General features: G+C 65.5%; 26 protein-coding genes. 17 read left to right on the top strand and 9 right to left on the bottom strand.

From position 1 onward, the window contains the following. Nucleotides 1-135: 135 nt before the first annotated feature. From dadR to ACNFBT_RS17070, 3 genes are all read left to right on the top strand, one after another. Complete coding sequence (dadR, locus tag ACNFBT_RS17080) at nucleotides 136-624, top strand: transcriptional regulator DadR (protein ID WP_015479539.1); 489 nt, start codon at nucleotides 136-138, stop codon at nucleotides 622-624. Nucleotides 625-760: 136 nt separating this feature from the next. Next, nucleotides 761-2,080, top strand: coding sequence for an NAD(P)/FAD-dependent oxidoreductase (locus ACNFBT_RS17075; RefSeq protein ID WP_416751293.1), 1,320 nt, complete (start codon nucleotides 761-763; stop codon nucleotides 2,078-2,080). Between the two features lie 68 nt (nucleotides 2,081-2,148). Continuing rightward, a complete protein-coding gene (locus tag ACNFBT_RS17070) occupies nucleotides 2,149-3,702 on the top strand; it encodes a phospholipase D family protein (protein ID WP_416751291.1) in 1,554 nt (517 codons plus the stop codon). On the opposite strand, the gene ACNFBT_RS17065 is transcribed toward ACNFBT_RS17070, so the two are convergent. Continuing rightward, complete coding sequence (locus ACNFBT_RS17065; RefSeq protein WP_416751290.1) at nucleotides 3,699-4,868, bottom strand: MFS transporter; 1,170 nt, start codon at nucleotides 4,866-4,868, stop codon at nucleotides 3,699-3,701. The two genes, ACNFBT_RS17070 and ACNFBT_RS17065, sit on opposite strands and share 4 nt — an antisense overlap. A gap of 194 nt (nucleotides 4,869-5,062) precedes the next feature. Then, nucleotides 5,063-6,556 (bottom strand): aldehyde dehydrogenase, encoded by a 1,494-nt coding sequence (locus ACNFBT_RS17060; protein WP_416751288.1) that lies wholly within the window; start codon nucleotides 6,554-6,556, stop codon nucleotides 5,063-5,065. 304 nt (nucleotides 6,557-6,860) lie between these two features. Here ACNFBT_RS17060 and ACNFBT_RS17055 point away from each other — a divergent pair, with 304 nt between their 5' ends. Next, entirely contained in the window at nucleotides 6,861-7,223 is a 363-nt protein-coding gene (locus ACNFBT_RS17055) for a cupin domain-containing protein (RefSeq protein WP_152227320.1), read from the top strand. A gap of 115 nt (nucleotides 7,224-7,338) precedes the next feature. Here ACNFBT_RS17055 and rpmG read toward each other — a convergent pair whose 3' ends face one another. Further along, nucleotides 7,339-7,494 (bottom strand): 50S ribosomal protein L33, encoded by a 156-nt coding sequence (gene rpmG / locus ACNFBT_RS17050; RefSeq protein WP_017520721.1) that lies wholly within the window; start codon nucleotides 7,492-7,494, stop codon nucleotides 7,339-7,341. 11 nt (nucleotides 7,495-7,505) lie between these two features. After that, a complete protein-coding gene (gene rpmB / locus ACNFBT_RS17045) occupies nucleotides 7,506-7,742 on the bottom strand; it encodes a 50S ribosomal protein L28 (RefSeq protein WP_009614118.1) in 237 nt (78 codons plus the stop codon). A 365-nt stretch (nucleotides 7,743-8,107) separates the two neighbouring features. Between rpmB and ACNFBT_RS17040 the strand changes: the two genes are divergently transcribed. Then, nucleotides 8,108-9,679, top strand: a complete 1,572-nt coding sequence (locus ACNFBT_RS17040; protein ID WP_416751285.1) for an ABC transporter substrate-binding protein — start codon at nucleotides 8,108-8,110, stop codon at nucleotides 9,677-9,679. A 20-nt stretch (nucleotides 9,680-9,699) separates the two neighbouring features. On the opposite strand, the gene radC is transcribed toward ACNFBT_RS17040, so the two are convergent. Further along, nucleotides 9,700-10,374, bottom strand: a complete 675-nt coding sequence (radC, locus tag ACNFBT_RS17035; RefSeq protein ID WP_416751283.1) for a RadC family protein — start codon at nucleotides 10,372-10,374, stop codon at nucleotides 9,700-9,702. Between the two features lie 141 nt (nucleotides 10,375-10,515). Here radC and coaBC point away from each other — a divergent pair, with 141 nt between their 5' ends. The 5 genes from coaBC (at nucleotide 10,516) to ACNFBT_RS17010 (ending at nucleotide 16,335) form a co-directional block, all read left to right on the top strand. Continuing rightward, nucleotides 10,516-11,724 (top strand): bifunctional phosphopantothenoylcysteine decarboxylase/phosphopantothenate--cysteine ligase CoaBC, encoded by a 1,209-nt coding sequence (coaBC, locus tag ACNFBT_RS17030; RefSeq protein WP_416751281.1) that lies wholly within the window; start codon nucleotides 10,516-10,518, stop codon nucleotides 11,722-11,724. A 7-nt stretch (nucleotides 11,725-11,731) separates the two neighbouring features. Then, nucleotides 11,732-12,187, top strand: a complete 456-nt coding sequence (gene dut / locus ACNFBT_RS17025; protein ID WP_416751279.1) for a dUTP diphosphatase — start codon at nucleotides 11,732-11,734, stop codon at nucleotides 12,185-12,187. A 37-nt stretch (nucleotides 12,188-12,224) separates the two neighbouring features. Beyond that, nucleotides 12,225-14,846, top strand: coding sequence for a phosphomannomutase/phosphoglucomutase (locus ACNFBT_RS17020; RefSeq protein ID WP_416751277.1), 2,622 nt, complete (start codon nucleotides 12,225-12,227; stop codon nucleotides 14,844-14,846). 26 nt (nucleotides 14,847-14,872) lie between these two features. Next, entirely contained in the window at nucleotides 14,873-15,778 is a 906-nt protein-coding gene (gene argB / locus ACNFBT_RS17015; RefSeq protein WP_416751276.1) for an acetylglutamate kinase, read from the top strand. A 110-nt stretch (nucleotides 15,779-15,888) separates the two neighbouring features. Continuing rightward, nucleotides 15,889-16,335 carry an acyl-CoA thioesterase gene (locus tag ACNFBT_RS17010; protein ID WP_416751274.1) on the top strand — a complete coding sequence of 149 codons (447 nt, stop codon included), beginning with the start codon at nucleotides 15,889-15,891 and terminating at the stop codon, nucleotides 16,333-16,335. A 10-nt stretch (nucleotides 16,336-16,345) separates the two neighbouring features. Here the strand turns inward: ACNFBT_RS17010 and ACNFBT_RS17005 are convergent, their stop codons facing one another. Then, nucleotides 16,346-16,963: a DUF4124 domain-containing protein gene (locus ACNFBT_RS17005; protein ID WP_416751272.1), complete on the bottom strand. Its 618-nt coding sequence runs from the start codon at nucleotides 16,961-16,963 to the stop codon at nucleotides 16,346-16,348. A gap of 19 nt (nucleotides 16,964-16,982) precedes the next feature. Further along, complete coding sequence (gene pyrE, locus ACNFBT_RS17000; RefSeq protein WP_416751270.1) at nucleotides 16,983-17,624, bottom strand: orotate phosphoribosyltransferase; 642 nt, start codon at nucleotides 17,622-17,624, stop codon at nucleotides 16,983-16,985. Nucleotides 17,625-17,705: 81 nt separating this feature from the next. On the opposite strand from pyrE, the gene ACNFBT_RS16995 reads away from it, so the two are divergent. Beyond that, nucleotides 17,706-18,485, top strand: coding sequence for an exodeoxyribonuclease III (locus ACNFBT_RS16995; RefSeq protein WP_416751268.1), 780 nt, complete (start codon nucleotides 17,706-17,708; stop codon nucleotides 18,483-18,485). 78 nt (nucleotides 18,486-18,563) lie between these two features. Here the strand turns inward: ACNFBT_RS16995 and ACNFBT_RS16990 are convergent, their stop codons facing one another. After that, nucleotides 18,564-18,935, bottom strand: a complete 372-nt coding sequence (locus ACNFBT_RS16990) for a DUF4870 domain-containing protein (protein WP_416751266.1) — start codon at nucleotides 18,933-18,935, stop codon at nucleotides 18,564-18,566. A gap of 48 nt (nucleotides 18,936-18,983) precedes the next feature. Next, the gene (rph, locus tag ACNFBT_RS16985; RefSeq protein WP_416751264.1) at nucleotides 18,984-19,703 is read right to left on the bottom strand and encodes a ribonuclease PH; all 720 of its coding nucleotides are present in this window, start codon (nucleotides 19,701-19,703) and stop codon (nucleotides 18,984-18,986) included. Nucleotides 19,704-19,898: 195 nt separating this feature from the next. Between rph and ACNFBT_RS16980 the strand changes: the two genes are divergently transcribed. From ACNFBT_RS16980 to ACNFBT_RS16955, 6 genes are all read left to right on the top strand, one after another. Next, a complete protein-coding gene (locus ACNFBT_RS16980) occupies nucleotides 19,899-20,762 on the top strand; it encodes a YicC/YloC family endoribonuclease (protein WP_416751262.1) in 864 nt (287 codons plus the stop codon). Between the two features lie 51 nt (nucleotides 20,763-20,813). Next, nucleotides 20,814-21,425 (top strand): guanylate kinase, encoded by a 612-nt coding sequence (gene gmk / locus ACNFBT_RS16975; protein ID WP_416751260.1) that lies wholly within the window; start codon nucleotides 20,814-20,816, stop codon nucleotides 21,423-21,425. Between the two features lie 99 nt (nucleotides 21,426-21,524). Then, on the top strand, nucleotides 21,525-21,791 hold the full coding sequence (rpoZ, locus tag ACNFBT_RS16970) for a DNA-directed RNA polymerase subunit omega (protein WP_043256481.1): 267 nt from the start codon (nucleotides 21,525-21,527) through the stop codon (nucleotides 21,789-21,791). 60 nt (nucleotides 21,792-21,851) lie between these two features. Then, the gene (gene spoT, locus ACNFBT_RS16965; RefSeq protein ID WP_416751258.1) at nucleotides 21,852-23,963 is read left to right on the top strand and encodes a bifunctional GTP diphosphokinase/guanosine-3',5'-bis pyrophosphate 3'-pyrophosphohydrolase; all 2,112 of its coding nucleotides are present in this window, start codon (nucleotides 21,852-21,854) and stop codon (nucleotides 23,961-23,963) included. Nucleotides 23,964-23,983: 20 nt separating this feature from the next. Beyond that, nucleotides 23,984-24,364, top strand: a complete 381-nt coding sequence (locus tag ACNFBT_RS16960; protein WP_152227352.1) for a RidA family protein — start codon at nucleotides 23,984-23,986, stop codon at nucleotides 24,362-24,364. A gap of 60 nt (nucleotides 24,365-24,424) precedes the next feature. Continuing rightward, nucleotides 24,425-25,159 (top strand): hypothetical protein, encoded by a 735-nt coding sequence (locus tag ACNFBT_RS16955; RefSeq protein WP_416751255.1) that lies wholly within the window; start codon nucleotides 24,425-24,427, stop codon nucleotides 25,157-25,159. Nucleotides 25,160-25,181: the final 22 nt, after the last annotated feature.

Raw genomic sequence — 25,181 nt, 5'->3', positions numbered from 1 at the left:
CCTTGCGGCGGGAGCATGGGTGTACAGGCTGGCCAACGACCGGCGGAAGTTCAAGCGCCGCCAGTGATATTCCCTGCACAACCGACTATATTGCCGACATTCCCCCAAAGCCGACGCTTGCCGTCAGAGTCCCCGATGAGAACCCAGCACCAAAGCCGCCGCGAACTGGACAAGATCGACCGCAATATCCTGCGCATCCTGCAGGAAGAGGGACGCATCTCCTTCACCGAACTGGGCGAGCGGGTCGGTCTTTCCACCACGCCCTGCACCGAACGTGTGCGACGGCTGGAACGCGAGGGGATCATCATGGGCTACAACGCCCGCCTCAACCCGCAGTACCTCAAGGCCAGCCTGCTGGTGTTCGTCGAGATCAGCCTGGACTACAAGTCCGGCGACACCTTCGAGGACTTCCGCCGCTCGGTGCTCAAGCTGCCCCACGTGCTGGAATGCCACCTGGTCTCGGGCCACTTCGACTATCTGGTGAAGGCGCGCATCTCGGAAATGGCCTCCTACCGCAAGCTGCTGGGCGACATCCTGCTCAAGCTGCCGCACGTGCGCGAATCCAAGAGCTACATCGTCATGGAAGAGGTAAAAGAAAGCCTGACTCTGCCGATTCCGGATTGAATTCTGGCTGATCGCGGCAATCTTCCGGCTTATTACAACTTTCTGGCTCTTTTTACCGCCGCGCCTATTGGCGGGGCGGGAAGTCGACGTTTATCCTGCGTAAAATTTTAACAACACAAAAATCAGGATATCGCACATGAACGCCCGCGTTCACCAGCCGGTGCACACCGATCATCACGCCCCTTCCTATTACGCCGCGAGCGTCAACCGACGCATCGAAGCGCCGCCCCTGGCTGGCGAGGAAAAGGCGGACGTGTGCATCATCGGTGGTGGCTTCTCCGGGCTGAACACTGCCATCGAACTGGCCGAACGCGGTCTCTCGGTGGTACTGCTGGAGGCCCACCAGCTTGGCTGGGGCGCCAGCGGGCGCAACGGCGGGCAGTTGATCCGCGGCGTCGGCCATGGCGTCGAGCAGTTCGAGCCGGTGATCGGCGCCGACGGCGTGCGCCAGCTCAAGCTGATGGGCCTGGAAGCGGTGGAGATCGTCCGCCGCCGCGTCGAGCAGTACGGCATCGACTGCGACCTGACCTGGGGCTACTGCGACCTGGCCAACAAGCCTTCCGACGTCGAAGGCTTCCAGGAAGATTTCGATGAGCTCAAGGGCCTCGGCTACCGTCACGAGCTGCGCATGGTGCCGAAAGAGCAGATGCGCTCCATCGTCGGCTCCGATCTCTACGTCGGCGGCATGGTCGACATGGGCTCCGGCCACCTGCACCCGCTCAACCTCGCCCTGGGCGAGGCGGCCGTGGCGCAGAGCCTGGGCGTGCGCCTGTTCGAGAACTCGAAGGTGACCGCGATCGACTACGGCCGCGAAGTGCACGTGCGTACCGCCGGCGGCAGCGTGCGCGCCAAGACCCTGGTTATCGCCTGCAACGCCTACCAGAACGGCCTGAACCCCTACCTCGACGGCAAGGTGCTGCCCGCCGGCAGCTACGTGATCGCCACCGAGCCGCTCTCCGCCGAGCAGGCCCGCGCCCTGCTGCCGCAGAACATGGCGGTGTGCGACCAGCGCGTGGCGCTGGATTATTACCGTCTCTCGGCCGACAACCGTCTGCTGTTCGGCGGCGCCTGCCACTATTCAGGCCGCGATCCGGCGGACATCGCCGCCTATATGCGGCCGAAGATGCTCAATGTGTTCCCGCACCTGGCCAACGTCCGCATCGACTACCAGTGGGGCGGCATGATCGGCATCGGCGCCAACCGCCTGCCACAGATCGGCCGCCTGCCCGACCAGCCCAACGTGTACTTCGCCCAGGCCTACGCCGGCCACGGGGTGAACGCCACGCACCTGGCCGGGCGCCTGCTTGCCGAAGCCATCGCCGGCCAGCACAGCAGCGGTTTCGAGCTGTTCGCCAAGGTGCCGCACATCACCTTCCCCGGCGGCAAGCTGCTGCGCTCGCCACTGCTGGCCCTGGGCATGGCCTGGTATCGATTCAAAGAAGCGCTCGCCGGCTGACCGCCCGCACCGGGCAGCGGCTAGAATCTCCGGCAGTCCGCCCCGGGCGGCCTGTCGGAGACCCTTTCTTGCTTTCACGCCTGTTGCTGCTGGCTTTGCTGCTTCTCGGCGGCTGCGCCAGCGCGCCGCCACCCACACCGTCGCATACCCTCCCGGCGCAAGGCACTGCGCTGGATAGCGCGGTGCGCGAGCGCGCCATCGCCCATCCGGGGCAATCCGGCTTCCACCTGCTGGCTTCCAGCATCGATGCCTTCCTCGCCCGCGCCGAGCTGATCCGCAAGGCCCAGCGCAGCCTCGACATCCAGTACTACATCGTCCACGACGGCCTCACCACCCGCGCGCTGATCCGCGAACTGCTGCACGCCGCTGACCGGGGCGTGCGCGTACGCGTGCTGATCGATGACACCAGCAGCGACGGCTGGGACTACGAGCTGGGCACCCTCGCGGCCCACCCGAACATCCAGATCCGCCTGTTCAACCCGCTGCACCTGGGCCGCAGCACCGGCTTCACCCGCAACATGGGGCGCCTGCTCAATCTCTCCGAGCAGCACCGGCGCATGCACAACAAGCTGTGGCTGGCGGACGACAGCGTGGCCATCGTCGGCGGCCGTAACCTGGGGGACGAGTATTTCGACGCCAAGGCCGAGATGAACTTCAGCGACCTCGACCTGCTGGGCGTCGGGCCGGTCGCCCAATCCCTTGGCTTGAGCTTCGACCAGTACTGGAACAGCGCCCTGAGCCGTCCGATCGGCGACTACCTGTGGGACCGGCCGGACAAGGTCGAGCTGGATCGTATGAGGCGCCGGCTCGACCGTTACCTGGAGCGCGCGCGGGTCAAGCGCTCGGGCTATGTCGCGCGACTCAGCCGCAACAGCAACCGGCCGCATCTGGACAACTGGCTGGACGACCTGGTGTGGGCGCCCGCCCGCGCCATCTGGGATGACCCGCTGAAAGTGCTCAACCAGGACGAACCCAGGCCCGGCCAGATGCTGAGCACCCAGCTCGCGCCGTTGTTCGACGGGGTTTCCCAGGAGCTGATCCTGGTCTCGGCGTACTTCGTGCCCACCAGCGCCGGGCTCGACTACCTAACCCGCCGCGCCGACCAGGGCGTCAGCGTGCGCCTGCTGACCAACTCGCTGGAAGCCACCGACGTGCCCGCCGTGCACGCCGGCTACGCGCCGTACCGCATGGCCCTGCTGGAGCACGGGGTGAAGCTCTACGAGCTGCGCGCCGAACCGGACCGGCATATCGCCGGCGCACCCTGGATGGTGCGCGGCTCCAGCAGCGCCAGTCTGCACAGCAAGGCGGCGGTATTCGACCGCAGGCAGGTGTTCGTCGGCTCGCTGAACTTCGACCCGCGCTCAGTGCTGTGGAACACCGAGGTCGGGGTCATAGTCGACAGCCCGGAACTGGCCGAGCAGGTCCGCAGCCTGGCGCTGGCCGGCATGTCGCCGAACGTCAGCTACCAGGTGAAGCTCGACCGCAGCGGCAGCCAGCCCCGGCTGGTCTGGGTCAACGAGCGCGACGGCCAGCGCCATACGCGACACCACGAGCCGGGCAGCCCGTGGCGCCGCTTCAATGCCTGGATTGCCGGCGCCATCGGGCTGGAGAAGATGCTCTAGGAACGCTCCTGCTGCAGCTCGGCGTCGGTCGTCTGAATCACCGGCGGCAGGCCGCGGTAGGACACCAGCACGACGAAGCCCGCCGCCCCCAGCGCCATCACCATCGGCAACGCGTGACCGCTGACCCACTGGCTGGCCGCGCCCGTGGCCAGCGGGCCGATCAGGCAGCCGATACCCCAGAGCTGGGCGATGTGGGCGTTGGCGCGCACCAGGGCATCGTCCCGGTAACGCTCGCCGATGAGGATCAGCGACAGGGTGAACAGCCCGCCCGCACTGGCACCGAACAACACCAGCACCGGCCAGATCGCCGGACTGTGCAACAGCAGCGGAATGCCCAGGCTGCTCGCCAGCAGCACCGTGCCGCAGCCCTTGAACAGCGTCTGCCGGGAGATGCGGTCGGCAAGCCAGCCGATCGGCAATTGCAGCAGCGCGTCGCCGACCACCACCGTACTGACCATCGCCAGCGCCACCGCCTGGGTGAAGCCCTGTTGCACGCCGTAGACCGGCAGCAGGGTGAGAATCATCGCCTCGAAGCCGGCGAACAGCACCACCGCCCAGGCGATCGCCGGCAGTTTGGCGCAGAAGCCGAACAACCCGCGCCCGGAGGCACTGTGCGGGTCGACCTTGGGCGCGCCGCCACGGCCCAACAGAAGCAGGGAGCCGCCGATCAGCAGGCACACGGCGAACCAGAAGCCACGGTCGTCATCGGTTCCGATGAAGGTCAGCAGCACCGGCCCGGACAGCTGGCTCAGCGCATAGCCGGTGCCATACAGGGCGACCAGGCGACCGCGCCATTTCTCGATGGCCAGCTGGTTGATCCAGCTCTCGCCGAGGATGAACACCACGGTCAGTTGCACGCCGATCAGCAGGCGCAGGACCAGCCAGATCGGGTAGCTCTGCAGCAGCGCCAGCAGGCCGACCGAGAAAGCGCCCGAAATCAGGCACAGCCGCATCAGCCGCGGCGTACCGAAACGCGCCGCGAGCCGGCCGGCAAGCATGGCGCCGAGCAGCACGCCGGCGGCGGGCGTCGCCGCCATCACGCCGATGGCGAAGCTGCCGTAGCCCCATCCATCGAGGCGCAGCGATACCAGCGGCATGGTCAGTCCGAGGGCCAGGCCGATGCTGATGACCGACAGGCAAACAGCGGAATAAGCACCCCAACGCATTGTCTTTCTCCTGTTCCATCCGGAGCGCACTCCGGGCCAGATGCCGAGCCCGGTGCGCAATGCAAAGCGGCCGGGCTTCCCAAAGGAAACCCGGCCGCAGGTTTGGCTCTTGTCAGAGCGGCCCCGAGCGGGGCCGACCTTGCACAGCCTGAATCAATAAGTTCGCAACGGGGGAGCGATCCCCCTAACCGTCCTTAGAGCTTGATCCAGGTAGCTTTCAGTTCAGTGTACTTGTCGAACGCGTGCAGCGACTTGTCGCGGCCGTTGCCGGACTGCTTGAAGCCGCCGAACGGCGCGGTCATGTCGCCGCCGTCGTACTGGTTCACCCACACGCTGCCGGCGCGCAGCGCCTTGGCGGTCAGGTGGGCCTTGGACAGGTCGCTGGTCCACACCCCGGCGGCCAGGCCGTACGGGGTGTCGTTGGCGATGCGCACGGCCTCTTCGGCGTCCTCGAACTCGATGACCGACAGCACCGGGCCGAAGATCTCTTCACGGGCGATACGCATGGCGTTGGTCACGCCGTCGAAGATGGTCGGCTCGACGTAGGTGCCGCCGGTCTCTTCCAGGGTACGCTTGCCGCCGGCCACCAGCTTGGCGCCGTCGTCATGGCCAGCCTGGATGTAGCTCAGCACGTTGTTCATCTGGGTGGTGTCGACCAGCGCACCAACGTTGGTTTCCGGGTCCAGCGGGTTGCCCGGCTTCCAGGCCTTGATGGCTTCGACGACCATCGGCACGAACTGGGCCTTGATCGACTTCTCCACCAGCAGGCGCGAGCCGGCGGTGCAGACTTCGCCCTGGTTGAAGGCGATGGCGCTGGCGGCGGCTTCGGCGGCGGCCTTCAGGTCCGGCGCGTCAGCGAAGACGATGTTCGGGCTCTTGCCGCCGGCTTCCAGCCAGACGCGCTTCATGTTGGATTCGCCGGCGTAGACCATCAGCTGCTTGGCGATCTTGGTCGAACCGGTGAACACCAGGGTATCGACGTCCATGTGCAGGGCCAGGGCCTTGCCCACGGTGTGGCCGAAGCCCGGCAGGACGTTGAACACGCCTTTCGGGATGCCGGCCTCGATGGCCAGCTGGGCGATGCGGATGCCGGTCAGCGGGGACTTCTCGGAGGGCTTGAGGATCACCGAGTTACCGGTGGACAGCGCCGGGCCGAGCTTCCAGCAGGTCATCAGCAGGGGGAAGTTCCACGGCACGATGGCGGCAACCACGCCCACCGCCTCGCGGGTGACCAGACCGAGCTGATCGTGGGAGGTGGCGGCAACTTCGTCGTAGATCTTGTCGATCGCTTCACCGCTCCAGCGCAGGCTGTTGGCGGCGCTGTTGACGTCGATGCTCAGCGAGTCGCTGATCGGCTTGCCCATGTCCAGGGTTTCCAGCAGGGCCAGCTCTTCGGCGTTCTGCAGCAGCAGCTCGGAGAAGCGGATCATCACCTTCTTGCGCTGGGCCGGCGCCATACGCGACCACACGCCGGATTCGAAGGTGGCACGGGCGACCTGCACGGCACGCTCGGCATCGGCCAGGTCGCAGCTGGCGACCTTGGCCAGGAAGCGGCCATCCACAGGGCTGATGCAATCGAAGGTGGCGCCGGATACGGCGGCGACGTATTCACCGTTGACGAAGGCGCGGCCTTCGATCTTCAGGTCTTTGGCGCGAGCTTCCCAATCGGCGCGAGTGAGGGTACCCATGACAACGTGTCCTCTTATTAATGTACTTATCTAAGGTCCAGGCGCCCGGTGCGGGCGCGCTGTCAAATATTCCGCAAGGCGGAGCAAACGCATGCTGTCCGCCACCCTAAACCGGAGGGCGGTAATTTTCAATATTTTTTACACTAAGCGGCAAAACAGCCTTGTCACGTTCGTTTTATTAAACATAGACTCCCCCCTGATCGGTGCTCGAGGGTCATTCATAGTCGGCACCGAACGGAATATCCAACGGCGCCCAGCGTGCAGGCGCCCCGCTCGCCAACAACACACAAGAATCGAGACCGTCATGAAAGTCGATCAGATCGTCGATTTCGCCCAGGCCACCACCGCCCCGGAACACTACCGCCCCGCCCCGGAACGCATCATTAAGGGCGACCCGGCGCAGAACGTGCGCAACCACTACGCCAGCCCCTGCGGCCAGTTCAACGTCGGTATCTGGGAAGGCGAGCCGGGCCACTGGAACGTCAGCTACACCGAGCACGAGTACTGCGAGATCCTCCAGGGCGTGTCGGTGATCCGCGATGCCGACGGCGGCGCCAAGACCGTGCGCGTGGGCGACCGCTTCGTGATCCCGGCCGGCTTCAGCGGCACCTGGGAGGTGCTGGAGCCCTGCCGCAAGGTCTACGTGATCTTCGAGCAGAAGGCCTGATCGGCCAGATATGAAAAAGCCCGCCGATCGGCGGGCTTTTTTTCGTGCCGGCTTTTTGCGCAGGCAAGAAAAAACCCGCCACGAGGGCGGGTTTCTTCACAAGGGCGCAGATCAATTACTTGATCTTGGCTTCCTTGTAGATCACGTGCTTGCGAACAACCGGATCGTATTTCTTGATCTCGATTTTCTCAGGCTTGGTACGCTTGTTCTTGTCGGTGGTGTAGAAGTGGCCGGTACCGGCGCTGGACACCAGACGGATCAGTTCGCGCATGACGGTGCTCCTTAGAATTTTTCGCCGCGGGCGCGCAGGTCGTTCAGAACGGCCTCGATGCCACGCTTGTCGATGATACGCATGCCTTTGGCGGAAACGCGCAGACGCACGAAGCGCTTCTCGGACTCAACCCAGAAACGGTGATGCTGCAGGTTCGGCAGGAAACGGCGGCGGGTTTTGTTGTGTGCGTGGGAAATGTTGTTCCCGGTAACCGGACCCTTACCGGTCACTTGGCAAACTCTCGACATGGCTCAGCCCTCTGTAAACCACATGCCAAACCCGGCATGGGTTGGCTGCTTAACTCAATTGGATTCTCAGTTTCACCGGGGTCTTAACTGCCACATCGCCGCGATCGAGTCGCAAGATCAGAGCAGGGCCCCAGAAAAGAGCGCAGCTTTATATCAGAAAGACACTTCGCGCTGCAAGGGCGAGCACCACTCCGCGAAGCGAGCGCCAGCCCCCGTGAGGCGTGGCACGGGTGCCGTTCGTCGCCTGTCATCGTTGTGACGGGCAGCGGCTTGGTCTAGGGTAGCTCCTTCGAGGCTGCCATCAGCCTTGCATGACCCGCCCAGCCTCGCGGATGGGCATCTTGCCAGCTCACATGGAGTCCGTCATGCGTCTCGCCCTGCTTGCCCTGCTGATTGCCCCGGCCTTTGCCAGCGCCGCCTCGTTGAGCGTCTGCACCGAAGCCAGCCCCGAAGGTTTCGATGTGGTCCAGTACAACTCGCTGACCACCACCAATGCCTCGGCCGACGTGCTGATGAATCGCCTGGTGGACTTCGACGCCACTCGCGGCGAACTGGCCCCCAGCCTGGCCGAGCGCTGGACGGTTTCCGCCGACGGCCTGACCTATGACTTCCAGCTGCGCGGTGCGGTGAAGTTCCATCGCACGGACTACTTCAAGCCCAGCCGCGCCCTCGACGCCGACGACGTGGTGTTCAGCTTCCAGCGCATGCTCGACCCCGCGCAGCCCTGGCACAAGGTAGCCCAGAGCGGCTTCCCCCACGCCCAGTCGATGCAGCTGCCGAGCCTGGTAAAAGCCGTGGAGAAGGTCGACGCGCACCATGTGCGCTTCACCCTGAACCACCCGGACGCCACCTTCCTGCCGATGCTGAGCATGGGCTTCGCCTCCATTTATTCCGCCGAGTACGCCGACCAGCTGATGAAGGCCGGCACCCCGGAGAAGCTCAACGCCCAGCCGATCGGCACCGGCCCCTTCGTCTTCAAGCGCTTCCAGAGGGACGCCGTGGTGCGCTACGCCGCCAACGGCGAGTACTTCGGCGGCAAGCCGGCTGTGGATAACCTGGTGTTCGCCATTACCCCGGACGCCGCCGTTCGCATCCAGAAGCTCAAGCAGGGCGAGTGCCAGATCGCCCTGTCGCCCAAGCCGGTGGATGTGGAAGCCGCGACCAGGGCCGCCGACCTTAAGGTGGTGCAGACCCCGGCATTCATGACCGCCTTCGTCGGCATCAACAGCCAGCACGCGCCACTGGACAACCCCAAGGTGCGCCAGGCGATCAACCTGGCCTTCGACAAGCGCAGCTACCTGCAGGCGGTCTTCGCCGGCAGCGCCACCCCGGCCGATGGCGTCTACCCGCCGAACACCTGGAGCTACGCCAAGGACATCCCCGGTTACCCACACGATCCGGACAAGGCCCGCGCCCTGCTGGCCGAGGCCGGGCTGAAGGACGGCTTCGCGACCACGATCTGGACCCGCCCCTCCGGCAGCCTGCTCAACCCCAACCCCAGCACCGGCGCGCAGCTGCTGCAGTCGGATCTGGCGAAGATCGGCATCAAGGCGGAGATCCGCGTGATCGAATGGGGCGAGCTGATCCGCCGTGCCAAGGCCGGCGAGCATGAACTGCTGTTCATGGGCTGGGCCGGCGACAATGGCGACCCGGACAACTTCCTCACCCCGCAATTCTCCTGCGCCAGCGTCAAATCCGGGCTCAACTTCGCCCGCTACTGCGACGAGAAGCTCGACGGCCTGATCAGCCAGGGCAAGGTGGTGGCCGACCGGGCCAGGCGCGGCGAGCTGTATCACCAGGCGCAGCAGATCATCCACGAACAGGCGCTGTGGCTGCCGCTGGCCCACCCGACGGCCTCGGCCATCACCCGCAAGGACGTGAAGGGCTATGCGGTGAGCCCGTTCGGTCGCCAGGACTATTCCAAGGTCACCTTCTGAGCCCCGGCCGGGCGCGGCGGCTACAGCCAGCCGTGCTCGGCCATCGACAGCGGCTCGCCATCGCCGACGATGAAGTGATCGAGCACGCGTACGTCGATCAGCGCCAGCGCATCGATGATGCGCCGGGTCAGCAGACGGTCGGACTGGCTCGGCTCCGCTATCCCGGAAGGATGGTTGTGGGTAAGGATCAACGCGGCCGCATTGTGCGCCAGCGCGCGCTTCACGATCTGCCGGGGATAGACGCTGGCGCTGTCGATGGAGCCGTGGAACAGCACCTCGAAACCCAGCACCCGGTGGCGGTTGTCCATGAACAGGCAGGCGAACACCTCGTGAGGCTCGTGGCGCAGCCGCGCCTTGAGGAAGTCGCGCACCGCCTGCGGGCTTTCCAGCGCCGAGTCGCGGCTCAGTTGCTCGGCGAGATGGCGCCGGGCAATTTCCAGCACGGCCTGCAACTGCACGAACTTGGCCACGCCAAGGCCCAGATGGCTGCAGAAGGACTCCAGGTCGGCCTCCAGCAGCGCGCGCAGGCTACCGAACTCGTTCAGCAGCCGCCGCGCCAGGTCGACGGCGCTGCACCCGGCCACGCCGGTACGCAGGAAGATGGCCAACAGCTCGGCGTCGCTCAGGCTCGCCGCTCCCCGTTCGAGGAGTTTCTCCCGCGGGCGCTCCGCCGCGGGCCAATCACGAATGCTCACAGGACCTCCCAGTCACGCCGGCCCGCTGTTCCCATGCGGGCGCTGTGATATCTTACCCCCCTCGCTTCGCGCAGCCGGGGGCCTGGGGAGGCGTCGCCGGCTTCAGCGCGCGTCATCCATTTCCGTAAATCAAGGCGACCTATGCAGCGGCTCTATCGTAAACGCATCGTCCTGGGCGTCGGCGGCGGCATCGCTGCCTACAAGAGCGCCGAACTGGTTCGCCGCCTGCGCGACCAGGGCGCCGAGGTGCGTGTCGTGATGACCCAGGGCGGCCGCGAGTTCATCACCCCGCTCACCCTCCAGGCGCTGTCCGGCCATCCGGTGCACCTGGACCTGCTCGACCCCGCCGCCGAAGCGGCCATGGGCCACATCGAGCTGGCCCGCTGGGCCGACCTGGTGCTGATCGCCCCGGCCACCGCCGACCTGATGGCGCGCCTGGCCCAGGGCGTGGCCAACGACCTGCTGACCACCCTGGTGCTCGCCACCGATGCACAGATCGCCCTCGCCCCGGCCATGAACCAGGCCATGTGGCGCGACCCGGCCACCCAGGTAAATGCCGAACTGCTGCGCTCGCGCGGCCTGCACTTCTTCGGCCCCGCCGCCGGCAGCCAGGCCTGCGGCGATGTCGGCCCCGGCCGCATGCTCGAAGCCGAAGAGCTGGCGCAACGCGCCGCCGACTGCTTCGAGTTCAAGGACCTGACCGGCCAGCACGTACTGATCACCGCAGGCCCCACCCAGGAAAACATCGACCCGGTGCGCTACATCACCAACCACAGCTCCGGCAAGATGGGCTTCGCCCTGGCCGAAGCCGCGGCCGAAGCCGGCGCCCGCGTCACCCTGGTGACCGGCCCGGTGCACCTGCCCACGCCTGACCGGGTCAACCGCGTCGACGTGGTCAGCGCCCGCGACATGCTCGCCGCCTGCGAGGCCGCGATGCCGGCGGACATCCTGATCGCCGCCGCCGCCGTGGCCGACTACCGCCCGGAAGTGGTCGCTTCGCAGAAGCTCAAGAAAGACCCCACCAAAGGCGACGGCCTGCTGTTGCAGCTGGTGCGCAACCCGGACATCCTCGCCACCCTCGCGCAGCGCAGCGACCGCCCGTTCAGCGTCGGCTTCGCCGCCGAGACCGAGAACCTGCTCGAGTACGCCTCGCGCAAGCTCAAGGACAAGAATCTCGACCTGATCGTGGCCAACGACGTGGCGAATCCGTCGATCGGCTTCAACAGCGAAGAGAACGCCATCACGGTCATCGATCGAGAGCTGCACGAAACTGCGTTCGCCCAGACCAGCAAGGGCAAGATCGCCCGCCAGCTGATCGCCTTCATCGCTGACCGCACCAAACAACACTGAGAACTCAATGCACTCTCTGCAAGCCAAGATCCTCGACCCCCGCCTGGGCAACGAATTCCCGCTGCCGCAGTACGCCACCCCGGGTTCCGCCGGCCTCGACCTGCGCGCCATGCTCAAGGAGGACCTGCTCCTCGAACCGGGCCAGACCGTGCTGATCCCCACCGGCCTGTCGATCTACATCGCCGATCCGGGCCTGGCCGCGATGATCCTGCCGCGCTCGGGCCTGGGCCATAAGCACGGCATCGTGCTGGGCAACCTGGTCGGCCTGATCGATTCGGACTACCAGGGCGAGCTGATGGTGTCCTGCTGGAACCGCGGCCAGAGCGCCTTCAACATCGCCGTGGGCGAACGCATCGCGCAGCTGGTGCTGGTGCCGGTGGTACAGGCGCACTTCGAGCTGGTCGAAACCTTCGACGAAACCCAGCGCGGCGCCGGCGGTTTCGGACATTCGGGCAGCCACTGATCGCTCACTTCAGGATGAATCGCCGAGGAGACGTTGCATGAAACTTTTCCAACGCACCGCCAAGGACGCAGGTGACCTGCCGGAGATCGCGCCGGCCGGCAAGGCCAAAAAGCGCGTGCCCGGCGCCGCGAAAGTCGATCTGAAGCCGCTGGTGCCCGCGATGGCCGCCGCCACTGCGGGTGTCGCCGCCGCCGGGGCCCTGCTCTGGTTCAGCCTGTTCGGCAGTGCCGAACAGGTCCATCGCCAGCAACTGGCCAGCGCCTGGTCGGAAAACCAGGCCGGCGCCCTGCGCCAATCGCTGAATCAGCTGGCCGCCGACAATCGCACCATCGCCGGCAACCCGGAGCTGCTGCCGACGCTGCAGAGCAACGACCCCACCCGCATCGCCGCGCTGGAGAAAGCCCTCGCGCAATGGCACCTGGATGGCCTGGTGGATGTCCACCTGAACGCCAATGGCCTGGCCGTGCAGGATACGCAGCGCCCCGGCCCGCTGAACTACGCGGTGCTGGACATGTTGCACCGCGTCGAAGGCGGCCAGGTCGTCGCACCGGAGGCCTACAAGGTCGGCCAACGCTGGCTGGTCTACAGCGCCACCGCGCTGCGCGCCGCGGACAACTCGATCCAGGGCAGCCTGCTGCTGGTGCTCGATCTGCGGCGCCTGCTCAGTAGCCTGCCGTCGATGCCCGCCGATGTCGGCCAACTGCAGCTGGCCCAGCAATTCGGCACGTCGCCGGCGCAGGTACTGCTTCAGTCCGGCCAGGCCGCCGACACTACGGCGCAACCGCTCAGTAGCGGCAATCCGAACTGGAAACTCAGCTTCACCCCAGGCCCGACCCTGGTCGCGCCGCTGTATTCCCCGGCCCTGCTGGGCCTCGCCGCCCTGCTCGCCCTGGCCGGCTCGCTGCTGGGCGCCTACCTCGCGCAGAGCGGCCTGCAGCGCCGCGTCAACAAGGACGCCCAGACCCTCGGCCAGTTCGCTCAGGAACTCGCCGGCCAACGCACTGCCAAAGTTCCTGAGCTGAGCCTGCCGAGCCTGCAGGCCGTCGCTCAGGCGCTGGCCCGCCAACCACGCCGCAAGGCCGAAACCCCCGGTGCCAGCAGCGCCGACGTCCCCGCCCAAGCGGCCCCCATGGCCACCCCGGCGCGCGCCCCGGCTGCTGTCACCGAGACGCCATTGGTCGATCCGTTGTTCCAGAACAGCGACATTCTGGATATCGACATACTTGATGAAGACCAGGACCTCCTGGGATTGGAGCACACCACCGCTATGAGCACGCCTAAAGCCCCGCAACTGCCCGCCAGCATCTTCCGCGCCTACGATATCCGTGGCGTGGTCGGCGACACCCTGACCGCCGAGACCGCCTACTGGGTGGGTCGTGCCATCGGCTCCGAGAGCCTGGCGCGCGGCGAACCGAACGTCAGCGTCGGCCGCGACGGCCGCCTGTCCGGCCCCGAGCTGGTGCAGCAACTGATCCAGGGCCTGCTCGATTGCGGCTGTAACGTCACCGACATCGGCATGGTGCCGACCCCGGTGCTGTACTACGCGGCCAACGTCCTGGAAGGCAAGTCGGGCGTGATGCTCACCGGCAGCCACAACCCGCCGAACTACAACGGCTTCAAGATCGTCGTCGCCGGCGAAACCCTGGCCAACGAACAGATCCAGGCCCTGCGCGAGCGCATCGAGAGCAACGATCTGGCCACCGGCGTGGGCAGCGTCCAGCAGCTCGACATCCTGCCGCGCTACTTCCAGCAGATCCGCGACGACATCGCCGTGGCCAAGCCGCTGAAAGTGGTGGTGGACTGCGGCAACGGCGTGGCCGGCGTGATCGCCCCGCAGCTGATCGAAGCCCTGGGTTGCACCGTGATCCCGCTGTTCTGCGACGTCGACGGCACCTTCCCCAACCACCACCCGGACCCGGGCAAGCCCGAGAACCTGGAAGACCTGATCGCCAAGGTGAAAGAGACCGGCGCTGACATCGGCCTGGCCTTCGACGGCGACGGCGACCGCGTGGGCGTGGTGACCAACGAAGGCACCATCATCTACCCGGACCGCCTGCTGATGCTGTTCGCCAAGGACGTGGTGTCCCGCAACCCGGGCGCCGACATCATCTTCGACGTGAAATGCACCCGTCGCCTGATCTCGCTGATCAGCGGCTACGGCGGCCGTCCGGTGATGTGGAAGACCGGCCACTCGCTGATCAAGAAGAAGATGAAGGAAACCGGCGCCCTGCTCGCCGGCGAGATGAGCGGCCACGTCTTCTTCAAGGAGCGCTGGTTCGGCTTCGACGACGGCATCTACAGCGCCGCGCGCCTGCTGGAAATCATCAGCCAGGACAAGCGTGACGCCGAGCGCGTGTTCTCCGCCTTCCCGCTGGACATCTCCACCCCGGAAATCAACATCACCGTCACCGACGAGAGCAAGTTCGCCCTGATCGAGGCTCTGCAGGCCCGTGGCCAGTGGGGCGAAGCCAACCTCACCACCCTCGACGGCGTGCGTGTGGACTATCCCAAAGGCTGGGGCCTGGTACGCGCCTCCAACACCACGCCGGTGCTGGTGCTGCGCTTCGAGGCGGACACCCAGGACGAACTGGAACGCATCAAGGACGTGTTCCGCACCCAGCTGAAAGCGGTCGACCCCGCCCTCAGCCTGCCCTTTTGACCTCGTAGAAAATGCCGGAGCCCACCATGACCCAGAGCCGCGATGACGCCGCCCAGGTTGCCCGCGTCCTTGCCGAAGCCCTGCCCTATATCCGCCGGTTCGTCGGCAAGACGCTGGTGATCAAGTACGGCGGCAACGCCATGGAAACGGACGAGCTGAAGAACAGCTTCGCCCGCGACGTGGTGCTGATGAAGGCCGTCGGCATCAACCCGGTGGTGGTTCATGGTGGCGGGCCGCAGATCGGCGACCTGCTCAGCCGCCTGTCGATCGAGAGCCACTTCATCGATGGCATGCGCGTTACCGACGCACAGACCATGGACGTGGTGGAGATGGTCCTCGGCGGCCAGGTGAACAAGGACATCGTCAACCTGATCAACCGTCATGGCGGCAGCGCCATCGGCCTGACCGGCAAGGACGCCGAGCTGATCCGCGCGAAGAAGCTCACCGTCACCCGCCAGACGCCGGAAATGACCACGCCGGAGATCATCGACATCGGCCATGTGGGCGAAGTCACCGGGGTCAACGTCGATCTGCTGAACATGCTGGTGCAGGGCGACTTCATCCCGGTCATCGCGCCGATCGGCGTGGGCGCCAACGGCGAGTCTTACAACATCAACGCTGACCTGGTGGCCGGCAAGGTGGCCGAGGCGCTGAAGGCCGAGAAGCTGATGCTGCTCACCAACATCGCCGGCCTGATGGACAAACAGGGCCAGGTGCTCACCGGCCTGACCACCGAGCAGGTCAACGAGCTGATCGCCGACGGCACTATCTACGGCGGCATGCTGCCGAAGATCCGCTGCGCCCTGGAAGCGGTCCAGGGCGGGGTGACCAGCGCGCACATCATCGATGGTCGCGTACCCAACGCCGTACTGCTGGAGATCTTCACCGACAGCGGCGTCGGCACCCTGATCACCAACCGCAAGCACCACTGAACAAGACACCCGCCAGGAGCGATCCTCGCGGGTGTTTTTTCGCCTGTTAGGGGCCTCATCAGACGCCATGAATAACCAGCCTCGAACAGGTCTTCAGGAGTTTGTCTGACATGGCCGCGTCCCCCGTTTCACGCAACGATTTCAGCTTCTTCCACGGCCTGCGCGTGCGCTGGTCGGAGGTCGATCCGCAAGGGATCGTCTTCAATGGCAACTACCTGACCTACGCCGACGTCGGCACCACCGAGTACTACCGCCACCTGGGCGTGAGCTACCCGGCCGACCTGCTGCGCGGCGGTGGCGATCTGTTCGCGGTGAAGACCACCCTGGAATACCTGGCGCCGGCGCACTTCGACGACTGGCTGGAACTGGGCGTGCGAGTGAGCCGCCTGGGCCGCAGCAGCCTGACCTTCCAGGTGGGGATCTGGTGCGACGAGCAATTGCTGACGCTGGGAGAGCTGATCTACGCCTATGCCGGCGAAGACCGCACCAGCCAGCCCTTGCCGGACTGGCTGCGCGGGAAGATCAACGAATTCGAACGGCGTACGCCGGAGCAGTGAGCCGCAGGGCTCAGTGGGAAGCGCCGAGCAACTGCGCCACCCGCGCGCGGTCGGCGGCAAAGCTTGCGACGGCCTGCTCGCGCAGCTGCTGGTAGCGGCCGATGTCCTGCTCCAGGCGCTTCTGTTCATCGCGCAGGTTGGACAACTGGGCCTCGAGTTCGGCCGGCACCTGGCGACCGGCGCGCTCCTGATCGGCAGCCCGCGCCTGCAGGGTGGCCTGCTGGGACTTGAGCGCCTGCAGGTTGCCCTTGGACACGCTGGACAAGGCGTCCAGCTCCGTCAGCTTGCGGTCACGCGCAAGGTCCACGTCACTCACACTGGTGTACAGGCGCAGCAACTGCGCATCGGAACTGGCGCGCGCGGCATCGGCCTTGCGCTGCTGGATCTCGGCAGCCGTCGGCGCCGGCGGCACCACGCGGATCACGCGGCCCTGATCGTTGAGCACCTCGTAGCCTTTGCCGATGTATTCCGACGGCACGCCCTGACGATCGATGACGATCCCACCCTTTTCGTCGACGTAACGGTACATCTCGACCGAAGAGCCCTTGGGCTCCACGGCCAGCGCATGGCCCGCGAGCATGACTCCCAGAAGCCCGATCAATACCCTCAAAGTACCCTGCTCGGCCATGCCCGACACCTTGTTGCGGTTAGATACCGTACTGCGCGCGATACGCCTCGACAGCAGCCAGGTGCTGTTTCAGCTGTGCATCACCAGCAAGATATTCCAGTACTTGCTCCAGCGACACAATGCTGACGACCGGGATCGAAAAGTCGCGCTCGACCTCCTGGATCGCCGACAGCTCGCCCTTGCCGCGCTCCTGGCGGTTCAGCGCGATCAGTACGCCGGCCGCCTGGGCGCCCTGTGCGTCGATGATCTGCATGACTTCGCGGATGGCGGTGCCGGCGGTGATCACGTCATCGATGATCAGCGCGCGGCCGGTCAACGGAGCGCCGACCAGGGTGCCGCCCTCACCATGGTCCTTGGCTTCCTTGCGGTTGAAGCACCAGGGCAGATCGCGGCCGTGCTGTTCGGCCAGCGCAATGGCGGTAGCAGCCGCCAGCGGGATGCCTTTATAGGCCGGGCCGAACAGCACATCGAAGGGGATGCCACTGTCGACCACCGCGCTGGCGTAGAAACGCCCCAGCTGGGCCAGCGCCACGCCTGTGTTGAACAGGCCTGCGTTGAAGAAATAGGGACTGGTGCGCCCGGATTTGAGGGTGAATTCGCCGAAGCGCAGAACGCCGCGCTCGATGGCGAAGCGGATGAAATCGCGTTGATATGCCTGCATAGGAGAGAACCGGCCGGTATGAATTTAGCTAAACCGTTTGAGCTCGGGTATCATACACACACGTGATTTTGGGGGCCATTTATGCGGATCATCAGTGTGAACGTGAATGGTATTCAGGCTGCAGCCGAGCGTGGATTGCTCAGTTGGCTGCAAGCCCAGAATGCCGACGTGATCTGCTTGCAGGATACCCGCGCCTCCGCTTTCGATCTGGATGACCCGTCCTATCAACTGGACGGCTACTTCCTGTACGCCTGCGACGCCGAAGTGCCCAGTCAGGGTGGCGTCGCAATCTATAGTCGTCTGCAACCCAAGGCCGTCATAAGCGGGCTGGGTTTCGAGATGGCCGATCGTTACGGGCGCTACCTGCAAGCCGATTTCGATAAGGTGAGTATTGCCACTCTCCTGCTGCCTACCGGGCAGGAAGGGGACGAGAACCTGAACCACAAGTTCAAGTTCATGGACGATTTCGCCCAGTACCTGAACAAGCAGCGCCGCAAGCGCCGCGAATACATCTATTGCGGCTCGCTGTACGTCGCGCACCAGAAGCTGGATGTGAAGAACTGGCGCGAATGCCAGCAGATGCCCGGCTTCATGGCGCCGGAACGCGGCTGGATGGATGAAATATTCGGCACCATGGGCTACGTCGATGCCCTGCGCGAGGTCAATCGCGAAGGCGACCAGTACAGCTGGTGGCCGGACAGCGAGCAGGCCGAGATGCTCAACCTGGGCTGGCGTTTCGACTATCAGATCCTCACGCCGGGTCTGCGCCGCTTTGTGCGCGGCGCCAAACTGCCGCGTCAGCCGCGCTTCTCCCAGCATGCGCCGCTGATCGTGGACTACGACTGGGCACTCAGTATATGACGCCCATCTCGCACGCTGCATCCGATGCAGCCAGAAAAAAGCCGGCTTCGAGCCGGCTTTTTCATGTCCGCGGGGCGGTTACTTGATCGGCCGCCAGGTGAAGGGGTAGCGGTACTCGACCCCTTCATTGGCCTTGATCCCGGCAATAATGGTCAGTACCAGCGCACCGACGCTGACCAGACCCAGCAGCAGGAAGCCGACCACCACCAGCATCAGCAGGCAGCTGACCACGATCGCCAGGCTCACGGTGATCTGGAAGTTCATCGCCTCCTTGCCCTGCCGGTCCACGAAGGGGTCCGACTCACGCTTGATCTGCCAGACGATCAGCGGCCCGATCAGGTTGCCGAAGGGAAAGACGAAGCACAGGAAGGCGGCGAAATGGCAGAACATCGCCCATTGCCGGGCCTCGCGGCCCGGTTCGCTGTGTTGCACCGGCAGTTCCTCGCTCATCCTTTCACTCCTTGCGCTTGAATATCGAGCGGCGCGCCGTTCGTCGACTCAGTCGGCCAGCGCGGCGCGCTGCAGTTCGAACAGTTCGCGCAGGCCCTGCTGCGCCAGTTCCAGCATGGCATTGAGTTCGGCCGGCTGGAAGGGTACGCCCTCGGCGGTGCCCTGGACTTCGATGAAGCCGCCGGCATCGGTCATGACCACGTTCAGGTCGGTCTCGGCGGCGGAGTCTTCCAGATAGTCCAGGTCCAGCACCGGCTCGCCCTGGTACATGCCCACGGAAACGGCGGCGACCATCTGCTTGAGCGGGTTGCCCTTGAGCGCGCCACGCTTCTTCAGCACGGCCAGCGCGTCGATCAGCGCCACGGTGGCGCCGGTGATCGAGGCGGTGCGGGTACCGCCGTCGGCCTGGATCACATCGCAGTCGATGTACAGGGTGTTCTCGCCCAGCTTGCTCAGGTCCAGCGCGGCGCGCAGGGAGCGGCCGATCAGGCGCTGGATTTCCAGGGTGCGGCCACCCTGCTTGCCGCGCGCGGCTTCGCGCTGGTTACGCTCGCCGGTGGAACGCGGCAGCATGCCGTACTCGGCAGTCAGCCAACCCTGGCCCTGGCCCTTGAGGAAGCGCGGCACACCGGATTCGGCGCTGACGGTGCAGATCACCTTGGTGTCGCCGAACTCGACCAGCACGGAGCCCTCGGCGTGCTTGGTGTAATGGCGGGTGATACGGATCGGGCGCAGTTGGTCGGCGGCGCGGCCACTGGGACGGTTCATGGAGGCATCCTGTACAGAGTTGCTGGCGGGGAATGACCGCCATTATAGAGGCCAGCGGACGGACGCAACCACCGCTGGCGTGCGGCTGCGCGCCACGCTGGGGTACAATTGCCGGTTTCCGACGACCTGTCGGCCCATTTTCTTCGGACTGCGAGCGTCAGATTCCCAGTCACGAACAGCCAACGAGGTAGCCCCATGGTGCACAGCATGACCGCCTTCGCCCGCGTAGAGCGAGCCGGGACCCATGGAACACTCAGCTGGGAGCTGCGCTCGGTCAACCACCGCTACCTCGAACCCAACCTGCGCCTGCCCGAGGCCTTCCGCGACCTCGAAGGCACTGTGCGTGAAGCCCTGCGTCAGGGCCTGTCGCGCGGCAAGGTCGAGTGCACCCTGCGCTTCATCGAGGAGAACGCCAGCAAGACGCTGCAGGTGGACCGCGAGCGCGCCACGCAACTGATCGCCGCCGCCGAGACCGTCGCCGGCCTGATCCAGCAGCCCGCCCCGCTCGACCCGCTGGCCGTGCTGGCCTGGCCGGGCGTACTGGTGGCCGACGTCGCCGACCCGCAGGCGCTCAACGCCGCCGCCATGGCCGCGTTCAACCAGGCCTTGGACGACCTCAAGGCCGGCCGCGCCCGCGAAGGCGCCGAACTGGCGAAGATCATCGACGAACGTCTGGCTGCGATGCTGGAAGAAGTGACCAACCTGCGCCAGCTGGTGCCGGAAATGCTGGCCAACCAGCGCCAGAAGATCCTCGACCGCTTCACCGAGATGAAGGCCGAGCTCGACCCGCAGCGCCTGGAGCAGGAAATGGTCCTGCTGGCGCAGAAGAGCGACGTCGCCGAAGAACTCGACCGCCTGACCACCCACGTCACCGAAGTGCGCCGCGTGCTCAAGGCCGGCGGCGCCGCTGGCCGTCGCCTGGACTTCCTGATGCAGGAACTCAACCGCGAGGCCAATACTCTAGGTTCGAAGGCCTTCGACCCCCGCTCCACCCAGGCCGCCGTCAACCTCAAGGTCCTGATCGAGCAGATGCGCGAGCAGGTCCAGAATATCGAGTAAGCCGGGCACCTCCCGGCTACCCACCGTCAACCGCAACTCCAGGAAAGCGCCATGTCCGGCACTCTGTACATCGTTTCCGCCCCGTCCGGCGCCGGCAAGACCAGCCTGGTCAAGGCGCTGCTCGACGCCATGCCCGCCGTGCGCGTCTCCGTCTCCCACACCACCCGCGGCATGCGCCCGGGCGAAGTGGACGGGGTGAACTACCACTTCGTCGGCCGCGATACCTTCTCCGCCATGCTCGAGCGGGACGAGTTCCTCGAACACGCGGAAGTCTTCGGCAACCTCTACGGCACCTCGCAGCGCTGGGTGGAAAAAACCCTGAAGGAAGGTCTCGACCTGATCCTCGAGATCGACTGGCAGGGCGCCCAGCAGGTACGCCGGCTGATGCCCCAGGCACAGTCGATCTTCATCCTGCCGCCGACCCAGGAAGCCCTGCGCCAGCGCCTGACCAACCGCGGCCAGGACAGCGAGGACGTGATCGAGCGACGCATGCAGGAGGCCGTCAGCGAGATGAGCCACTACGTGGAGTACGATCACCTGGTGATCAACGACGATTTCGCCCATGCGCTGGAAGACCTCAAGGCGATCTTCCGCGCCCGCCAGCTGCGCCAGGACGCCCAGCAGCAGCGGCACACCGAACTGCTGCAACGATTGCTGGCCTGAATGGGAAGCGCAAAGGCTCTTCCATAAAGATTGGCGATTTTTTAGACTATTCAGTCCGCCCGGTATTTCCGGGCATCCATTTTCGTAACGAGGAACACCATGGCCCGCGTCACCGTTGAAGACTGCCTGGACAACGTCGATAACCGTTTCGAGCTGGTCATGCTCGCCACCAAGCGTGCTCGCCAGCTGGCCACCGGCGGCAAGGAGCCGAAGGTAGCCTGGGAAAACGACAAGCCCACCGTCGTCGCTCTGCGCGAAATCGCCTCGGGCCTCGTGGATGCTGAAATCGTTCAGCAGGAGGACGTGGTTGAAGAAGAGCCGCTGTTCGCTGCATTCGAAGACGAGGCCAACAACGAGGCCCTGTAAGTCGATGTCGGGCCGACGAAAAGGCGCGCCGCGACGTGCTGCTCGGCAGGGGGTGAACCCATGCCGGGCATAGATGCATTCGCCGACCGACTGTCGAGTTACCTAGGCCCGGACCAGGTCAACCTGGTCCGCCGCGCCTACTACTACGCCGAGCAGGCCCACGACGGGCAGCGCCGCCGCAGCGGTGAGGCCTACGTCACCCACCCGCTCGCCGTCGCCAACATCCTCGCCGACATGCACATGGACCATCAGAGCCTGATGGCGGCCATGCTGCACGACGTGATCGAGGACACCGGCATCGCCAAGGAAGCGCTCACCGCGCAGTTCGGCGAGACCGTCTCGGAACTCGTGGACGGGGTCAGCAAGCTGACCCAGATGAACTTCGAGTCCAAGGCCGAAGCGCAGGCCGAGAACTTCCAGAAGATGGCCATGGCCATGGCGCGCGACATCCGCGTGATCCTGGTGAAGCTGGCCGACCGCCTGCACAACATGCGCACCCTGGAAGTGCTGTCGGGCGAGAAGCGTCGCCGCATCGCCAAGGAAACCCTGGAAATCTACGCCCCCATCGCCAACCGGCTGGGCATGCACAGCATGCGCGTGGAATTCGAGGACCTGGGCTTCAAGGCCATGCACCCGATGCGCTCCGAGCGCATCCGCCAGGCGGTGAAGAAAGCCCGTGGCAACCGCCGCGAGATCGTCGGCAAGATCCAGGAATCGCTGGTCAACTGCCTCGCCCGCGAGGGCATGGAAGGTCAGGTCCTGGGCCGCGAGAAGCACCTGTTCAGCATCTACAAGAAGATGCGCGGCAAGCGCAAGGCGTTCAACGAGATCATGGACGTCTACGCCTTCCGAATCATCGTCGACAAGGTCGACACCTGCTACCGCGTGCTCGGCGCCGTGCACAACCTGTACAAGCCGTTCCCCGGTCGCTTCAAGGACTACATCGCGATTCCCAAGGCCAACGGCTACCAGTCGTTGCACACCACGCTGTTCGGCATGCACGGCGTGCCCATCGAAATCCAGATCCGCACCCGCGAGATGGAAGAGATGGCCAACCACGGGATCGCCGCGCACTGGCTGTACAAGTCCAGCGAAGACGAATCGCCCAAGGGCACCCATGCCCGCGCCCGCCAGTGGGTGAAGGGCATCCTCGAACTGCAGCAGCGCGCCGGCAACTCGCTGGAATTCATCGAGAACGTGAAGATCGACCTGTTCCCGGACGAGGTCTACGTCTTCACGCCCAAGGGCCGCATCATGGAGCTGCCCAAGGGCTCCACGGCCGTCGACTTCGCCTACGCGGTGCACACCGACGTCGGCAACAGCTGCATCGCCTGCCGCATCAACCGCCGCCTGGCGCCGCTGTCCGAACCGCTGCAGAGCGGCGCGACGGTGGAAATCGTCACCGCGCCGGGCACCCGGCCGAACCCGGCCTGGCTCAACTTCGTGGTCACCGGCAAGGCGCGCACGCACATCCGCCACGCGCTCAAGCTGCAGCGCCGCTCCGAGTCGATCAGCCTCGGCGAACGCCTGCTGAACAAGACTTTGGCCGGCTTCGACAGCCACCTGGAGAAGATCCCGCAGGAACGCATCCAGGGCGTGCTCAACGAATACCGCATGGAAGTCTTCGAGGACCTGCTCGAAGAGATCGGCCTGGGCAACCGCATGGCCTATGTGGTCGCGCGCCGCCTGCTCTCCAGCGAGGGCGAGAGCGCCGCACCGAGCAGCGAAGGGCCGCTGGCGATCCGTGGTACCGAGGGCCTGGTGCTCAGCTACGCCAAGTGCTGCACGCCGATCCCGGGCGACCCGATCGTCGGCCACCTGTCCGCCGGCAAGGGCATGGTGGTGCACCTGGAAAGCTGCAAGAACATCAGCGAGATTCGCCACAACCCGGAAAAATGCATCCAGCTCAGCTGGGCCAAGGATGTCACCGGGGAGTTCAACGTCGAACTGCGCGTCGAACTGGAGCACCAGCGCGGCCTGATCGCCCTGCTCGCCACCAGCGTCAACGCCGCCGACGGCAATATCGAAAAGATCAGCATGGATGAACGCGATGGTCGCATCAGCGTGGTCCAGCTGGTCGTCAGCGTGCACGACCGCGTGCACCTGGCCCGCGTCATCAAGAAGCTGCGCGCGCTCAAGGGCGTGATCCGCATCACCCGCATGCGCAGCTGATCCCACCCTAAGGAGTCGACATGACCAAGACCGTTATCCACACCGACAAAGCCCCGGCCGCCATCGGCACCTACTCCCAGGCGATCAAGGCTGGCAACACCGTGTATGTCTCCGGTCAGATCCCGCTGAACCCGCAGACCATGGAACTGGTCGAGGGCTTCGAAGAGCAGACCGTCCAGGTCTTCGAGAACCTGAAAGCCGTGATCGAGGCCTCCGGCGGCTACCTGCACGACGTGGCCAAGCTGAACATCTTCCTCACCGACCTGTCGCACTTCGCCAAGGTCAACGAGATCATGGGCAAGTACTTCACCCAGCCCTACCCGGCCCGTGCCGCCATCGGCGTTGCCGCGCTGCCGAAAGGCGCCCAGGTCGAGATGGACGCCATCGTCGTCCTGGAATAAGCGGTACGTGATTCCCACGGGGCCCCAGCGGCCCCGTTCTCTTGTCTGCAAGGAGCAAACATGCGTCGCGCCCTGATCCTGAGCGCCCTGATTGGCCTGCTCACCGGCTGCGCCGGCACCCCATCCGACCCCTCCGGCGTCTGGGTCAACCAGGCCGCCATCGATGCCGCCGGCAAGGGCGGCAAGCTGCGCGAAGCGCTGCTGGCCTACGGCCCGAACCTGGAGTGGAAGCTGGACACCAAGGCCCAGCAAGCCACCTTCAGCAACGGCTTCGAGCTGGGCGAAGGCCAACTGACCGCCGAGGACCCCAGGCATTACCGCGTCGACTTCTACGGCAGCAACCAGGAAGCCCTGGAGCTGAACGGCAAGGAGCTGGTGCAGGTGGGCAGCGACAACTGGCCCGAGCAGCGCTTCGTCCGTCCCAAGCAGCAGCCCGCCGCCCACACCCCGGCCGGCAGCACCTTCCAGAACGCCCTGTACGATGCCTACCTCAAGGGCACCTGGGTGATCGAGGAAGGCCAGGGTGAAGGCAGCAAGGTGAAGTTCCTGCCCAATGGCAGCCTCGAAGGCATGCCCGGCGCCGACCGCTACGCACTGTGCCTGGCCGGCGACTGCGCGGCCATGAGCGGCGACTACGACAGCATCTGGCTGCAACAGGGCCAGCAGGGCCGCGAGTACCTGTTCGAGCGCGACGGCGACAAGCTGGAGCTGTTCGAAGCGGTGAACCGCGCCCAGGCCGACGAGATGCCGCAGTACGCTCCGGGCAACAAGGTCTGGACGCTGGAACGCGACTGATCCGCGCGAGCGGGCTGGCTAG

The sequence above is a fragment of the Pseudomonas sp. NY15181 genome (assembly GCF_048068055.1).
In the GTDB taxonomy this organism is placed as follows: Bacteria; Pseudomonadota; Gammaproteobacteria; order Pseudomonadales; family Pseudomonadaceae; genus Pseudomonas.
This window is presented reverse-complemented; position numbering and strand designations above follow the sequence as displayed.

Coding starts and splice junctions, on each gene's coding strand:
- dadR (WP_015479539.1), top strand. CDS start 136: ATGAGAACCCAGCACCAAAGCCGCCGCGAACTGGACAAGATCGACCGC.
- ACNFBT_RS17075 (WP_416751293.1), top strand. CDS start 761: ATGAACGCCCGCGTTCACCAGCCGGTGCACACCGATCATCACGCCCCT.
- ACNFBT_RS17065 (WP_416751290.1), bottom strand. CDS start 4,868: ATGCGTTGGGGTGCTTATTCCGCTGTTTGCCTGTCGGTCATCAGCATC.
- ACNFBT_RS17060 (WP_416751288.1), bottom strand. CDS start 6,556: ATGGGTACCCTCACTCGCGCCGATTGGGAAGCTCGCGCCAAAGACCTG.
- ACNFBT_RS17055 (WP_152227320.1), top strand. CDS start 6,861: ATGAAAGTCGATCAGATCGTCGATTTCGCCCAGGCCACCACCGCCCCG.
- rpmG (WP_017520721.1), bottom strand. CDS start 7,494: ATGCGCGAACTGATCCGTCTGGTGTCCAGCGCCGGTACCGGCCACTTC.
- rpmB (WP_009614118.1), bottom strand. CDS start 7,742: ATGTCGAGAGTTTGCCAAGTGACCGGTAAGGGTCCGGTTACCGGGAAC.
- ACNFBT_RS17040 (WP_416751285.1), top strand. CDS start 8,108: ATGCGTCTCGCCCTGCTTGCCCTGCTGATTGCCCCGGCCTTTGCCAGC.
- coaBC (WP_416751281.1), top strand. CDS start 10,516: ATGCAGCGGCTCTATCGTAAACGCATCGTCCTGGGCGTCGGCGGCGGC.
- dut (WP_416751279.1), top strand. CDS start 11,732: ATGCACTCTCTGCAAGCCAAGATCCTCGACCCCCGCCTGGGCAACGAA.
- ACNFBT_RS17020 (WP_416751277.1), top strand. CDS start 12,225: ATGAAACTTTTCCAACGCACCGCCAAGGACGCAGGTGACCTGCCGGAG.
- argB (WP_416751276.1), top strand. CDS start 14,873: ATGACCCAGAGCCGCGATGACGCCGCCCAGGTTGCCCGCGTCCTTGCC.
- ACNFBT_RS17010 (WP_416751274.1), top strand. CDS start 15,889: ATGGCCGCGTCCCCCGTTTCACGCAACGATTTCAGCTTCTTCCACGGC.
- ACNFBT_RS17005 (WP_416751272.1), bottom strand. CDS start 16,963: ATGGCCGAGCAGGGTACTTTGAGGGTATTGATCGGGCTTCTGGGAGTC.
- pyrE (WP_416751270.1), bottom strand. CDS start 17,624: ATGCAGGCATATCAACGCGATTTCATCCGCTTCGCCATCGAGCGCGGC.
- ACNFBT_RS16995 (WP_416751268.1), top strand. CDS start 17,706: ATGCGGATCATCAGTGTGAACGTGAATGGTATTCAGGCTGCAGCCGAG.
- ACNFBT_RS16990 (WP_416751266.1), bottom strand. CDS start 18,935: ATGAGCGAGGAACTGCCGGTGCAACACAGCGAACCGGGCCGCGAGGCC.
- rph (WP_416751264.1), bottom strand. CDS start 19,703: ATGAACCGTCCCAGTGGCCGCGCCGCCGACCAACTGCGCCCGATCCGT.
- ACNFBT_RS16980 (WP_416751262.1), top strand. CDS start 19,899: ATGGTGCACAGCATGACCGCCTTCGCCCGCGTAGAGCGAGCCGGGACC.
- gmk (WP_416751260.1), top strand. CDS start 20,814: ATGTCCGGCACTCTGTACATCGTTTCCGCCCCGTCCGGCGCCGGCAAG.
- rpoZ (WP_043256481.1), top strand. CDS start 21,525: ATGGCCCGCGTCACCGTTGAAGACTGCCTGGACAACGTCGATAACCGT.
- spoT (WP_416751258.1), top strand. CDS start 21,852: ATGCCGGGCATAGATGCATTCGCCGACCGACTGTCGAGTTACCTAGGC.
- ACNFBT_RS16960 (WP_152227352.1), top strand. CDS start 23,984: ATGACCAAGACCGTTATCCACACCGACAAAGCCCCGGCCGCCATCGGC.
- ACNFBT_RS16955 (WP_416751255.1), top strand. CDS start 24,425: ATGCGTCGCGCCCTGATCCTGAGCGCCCTGATTGGCCTGCTCACCGGC.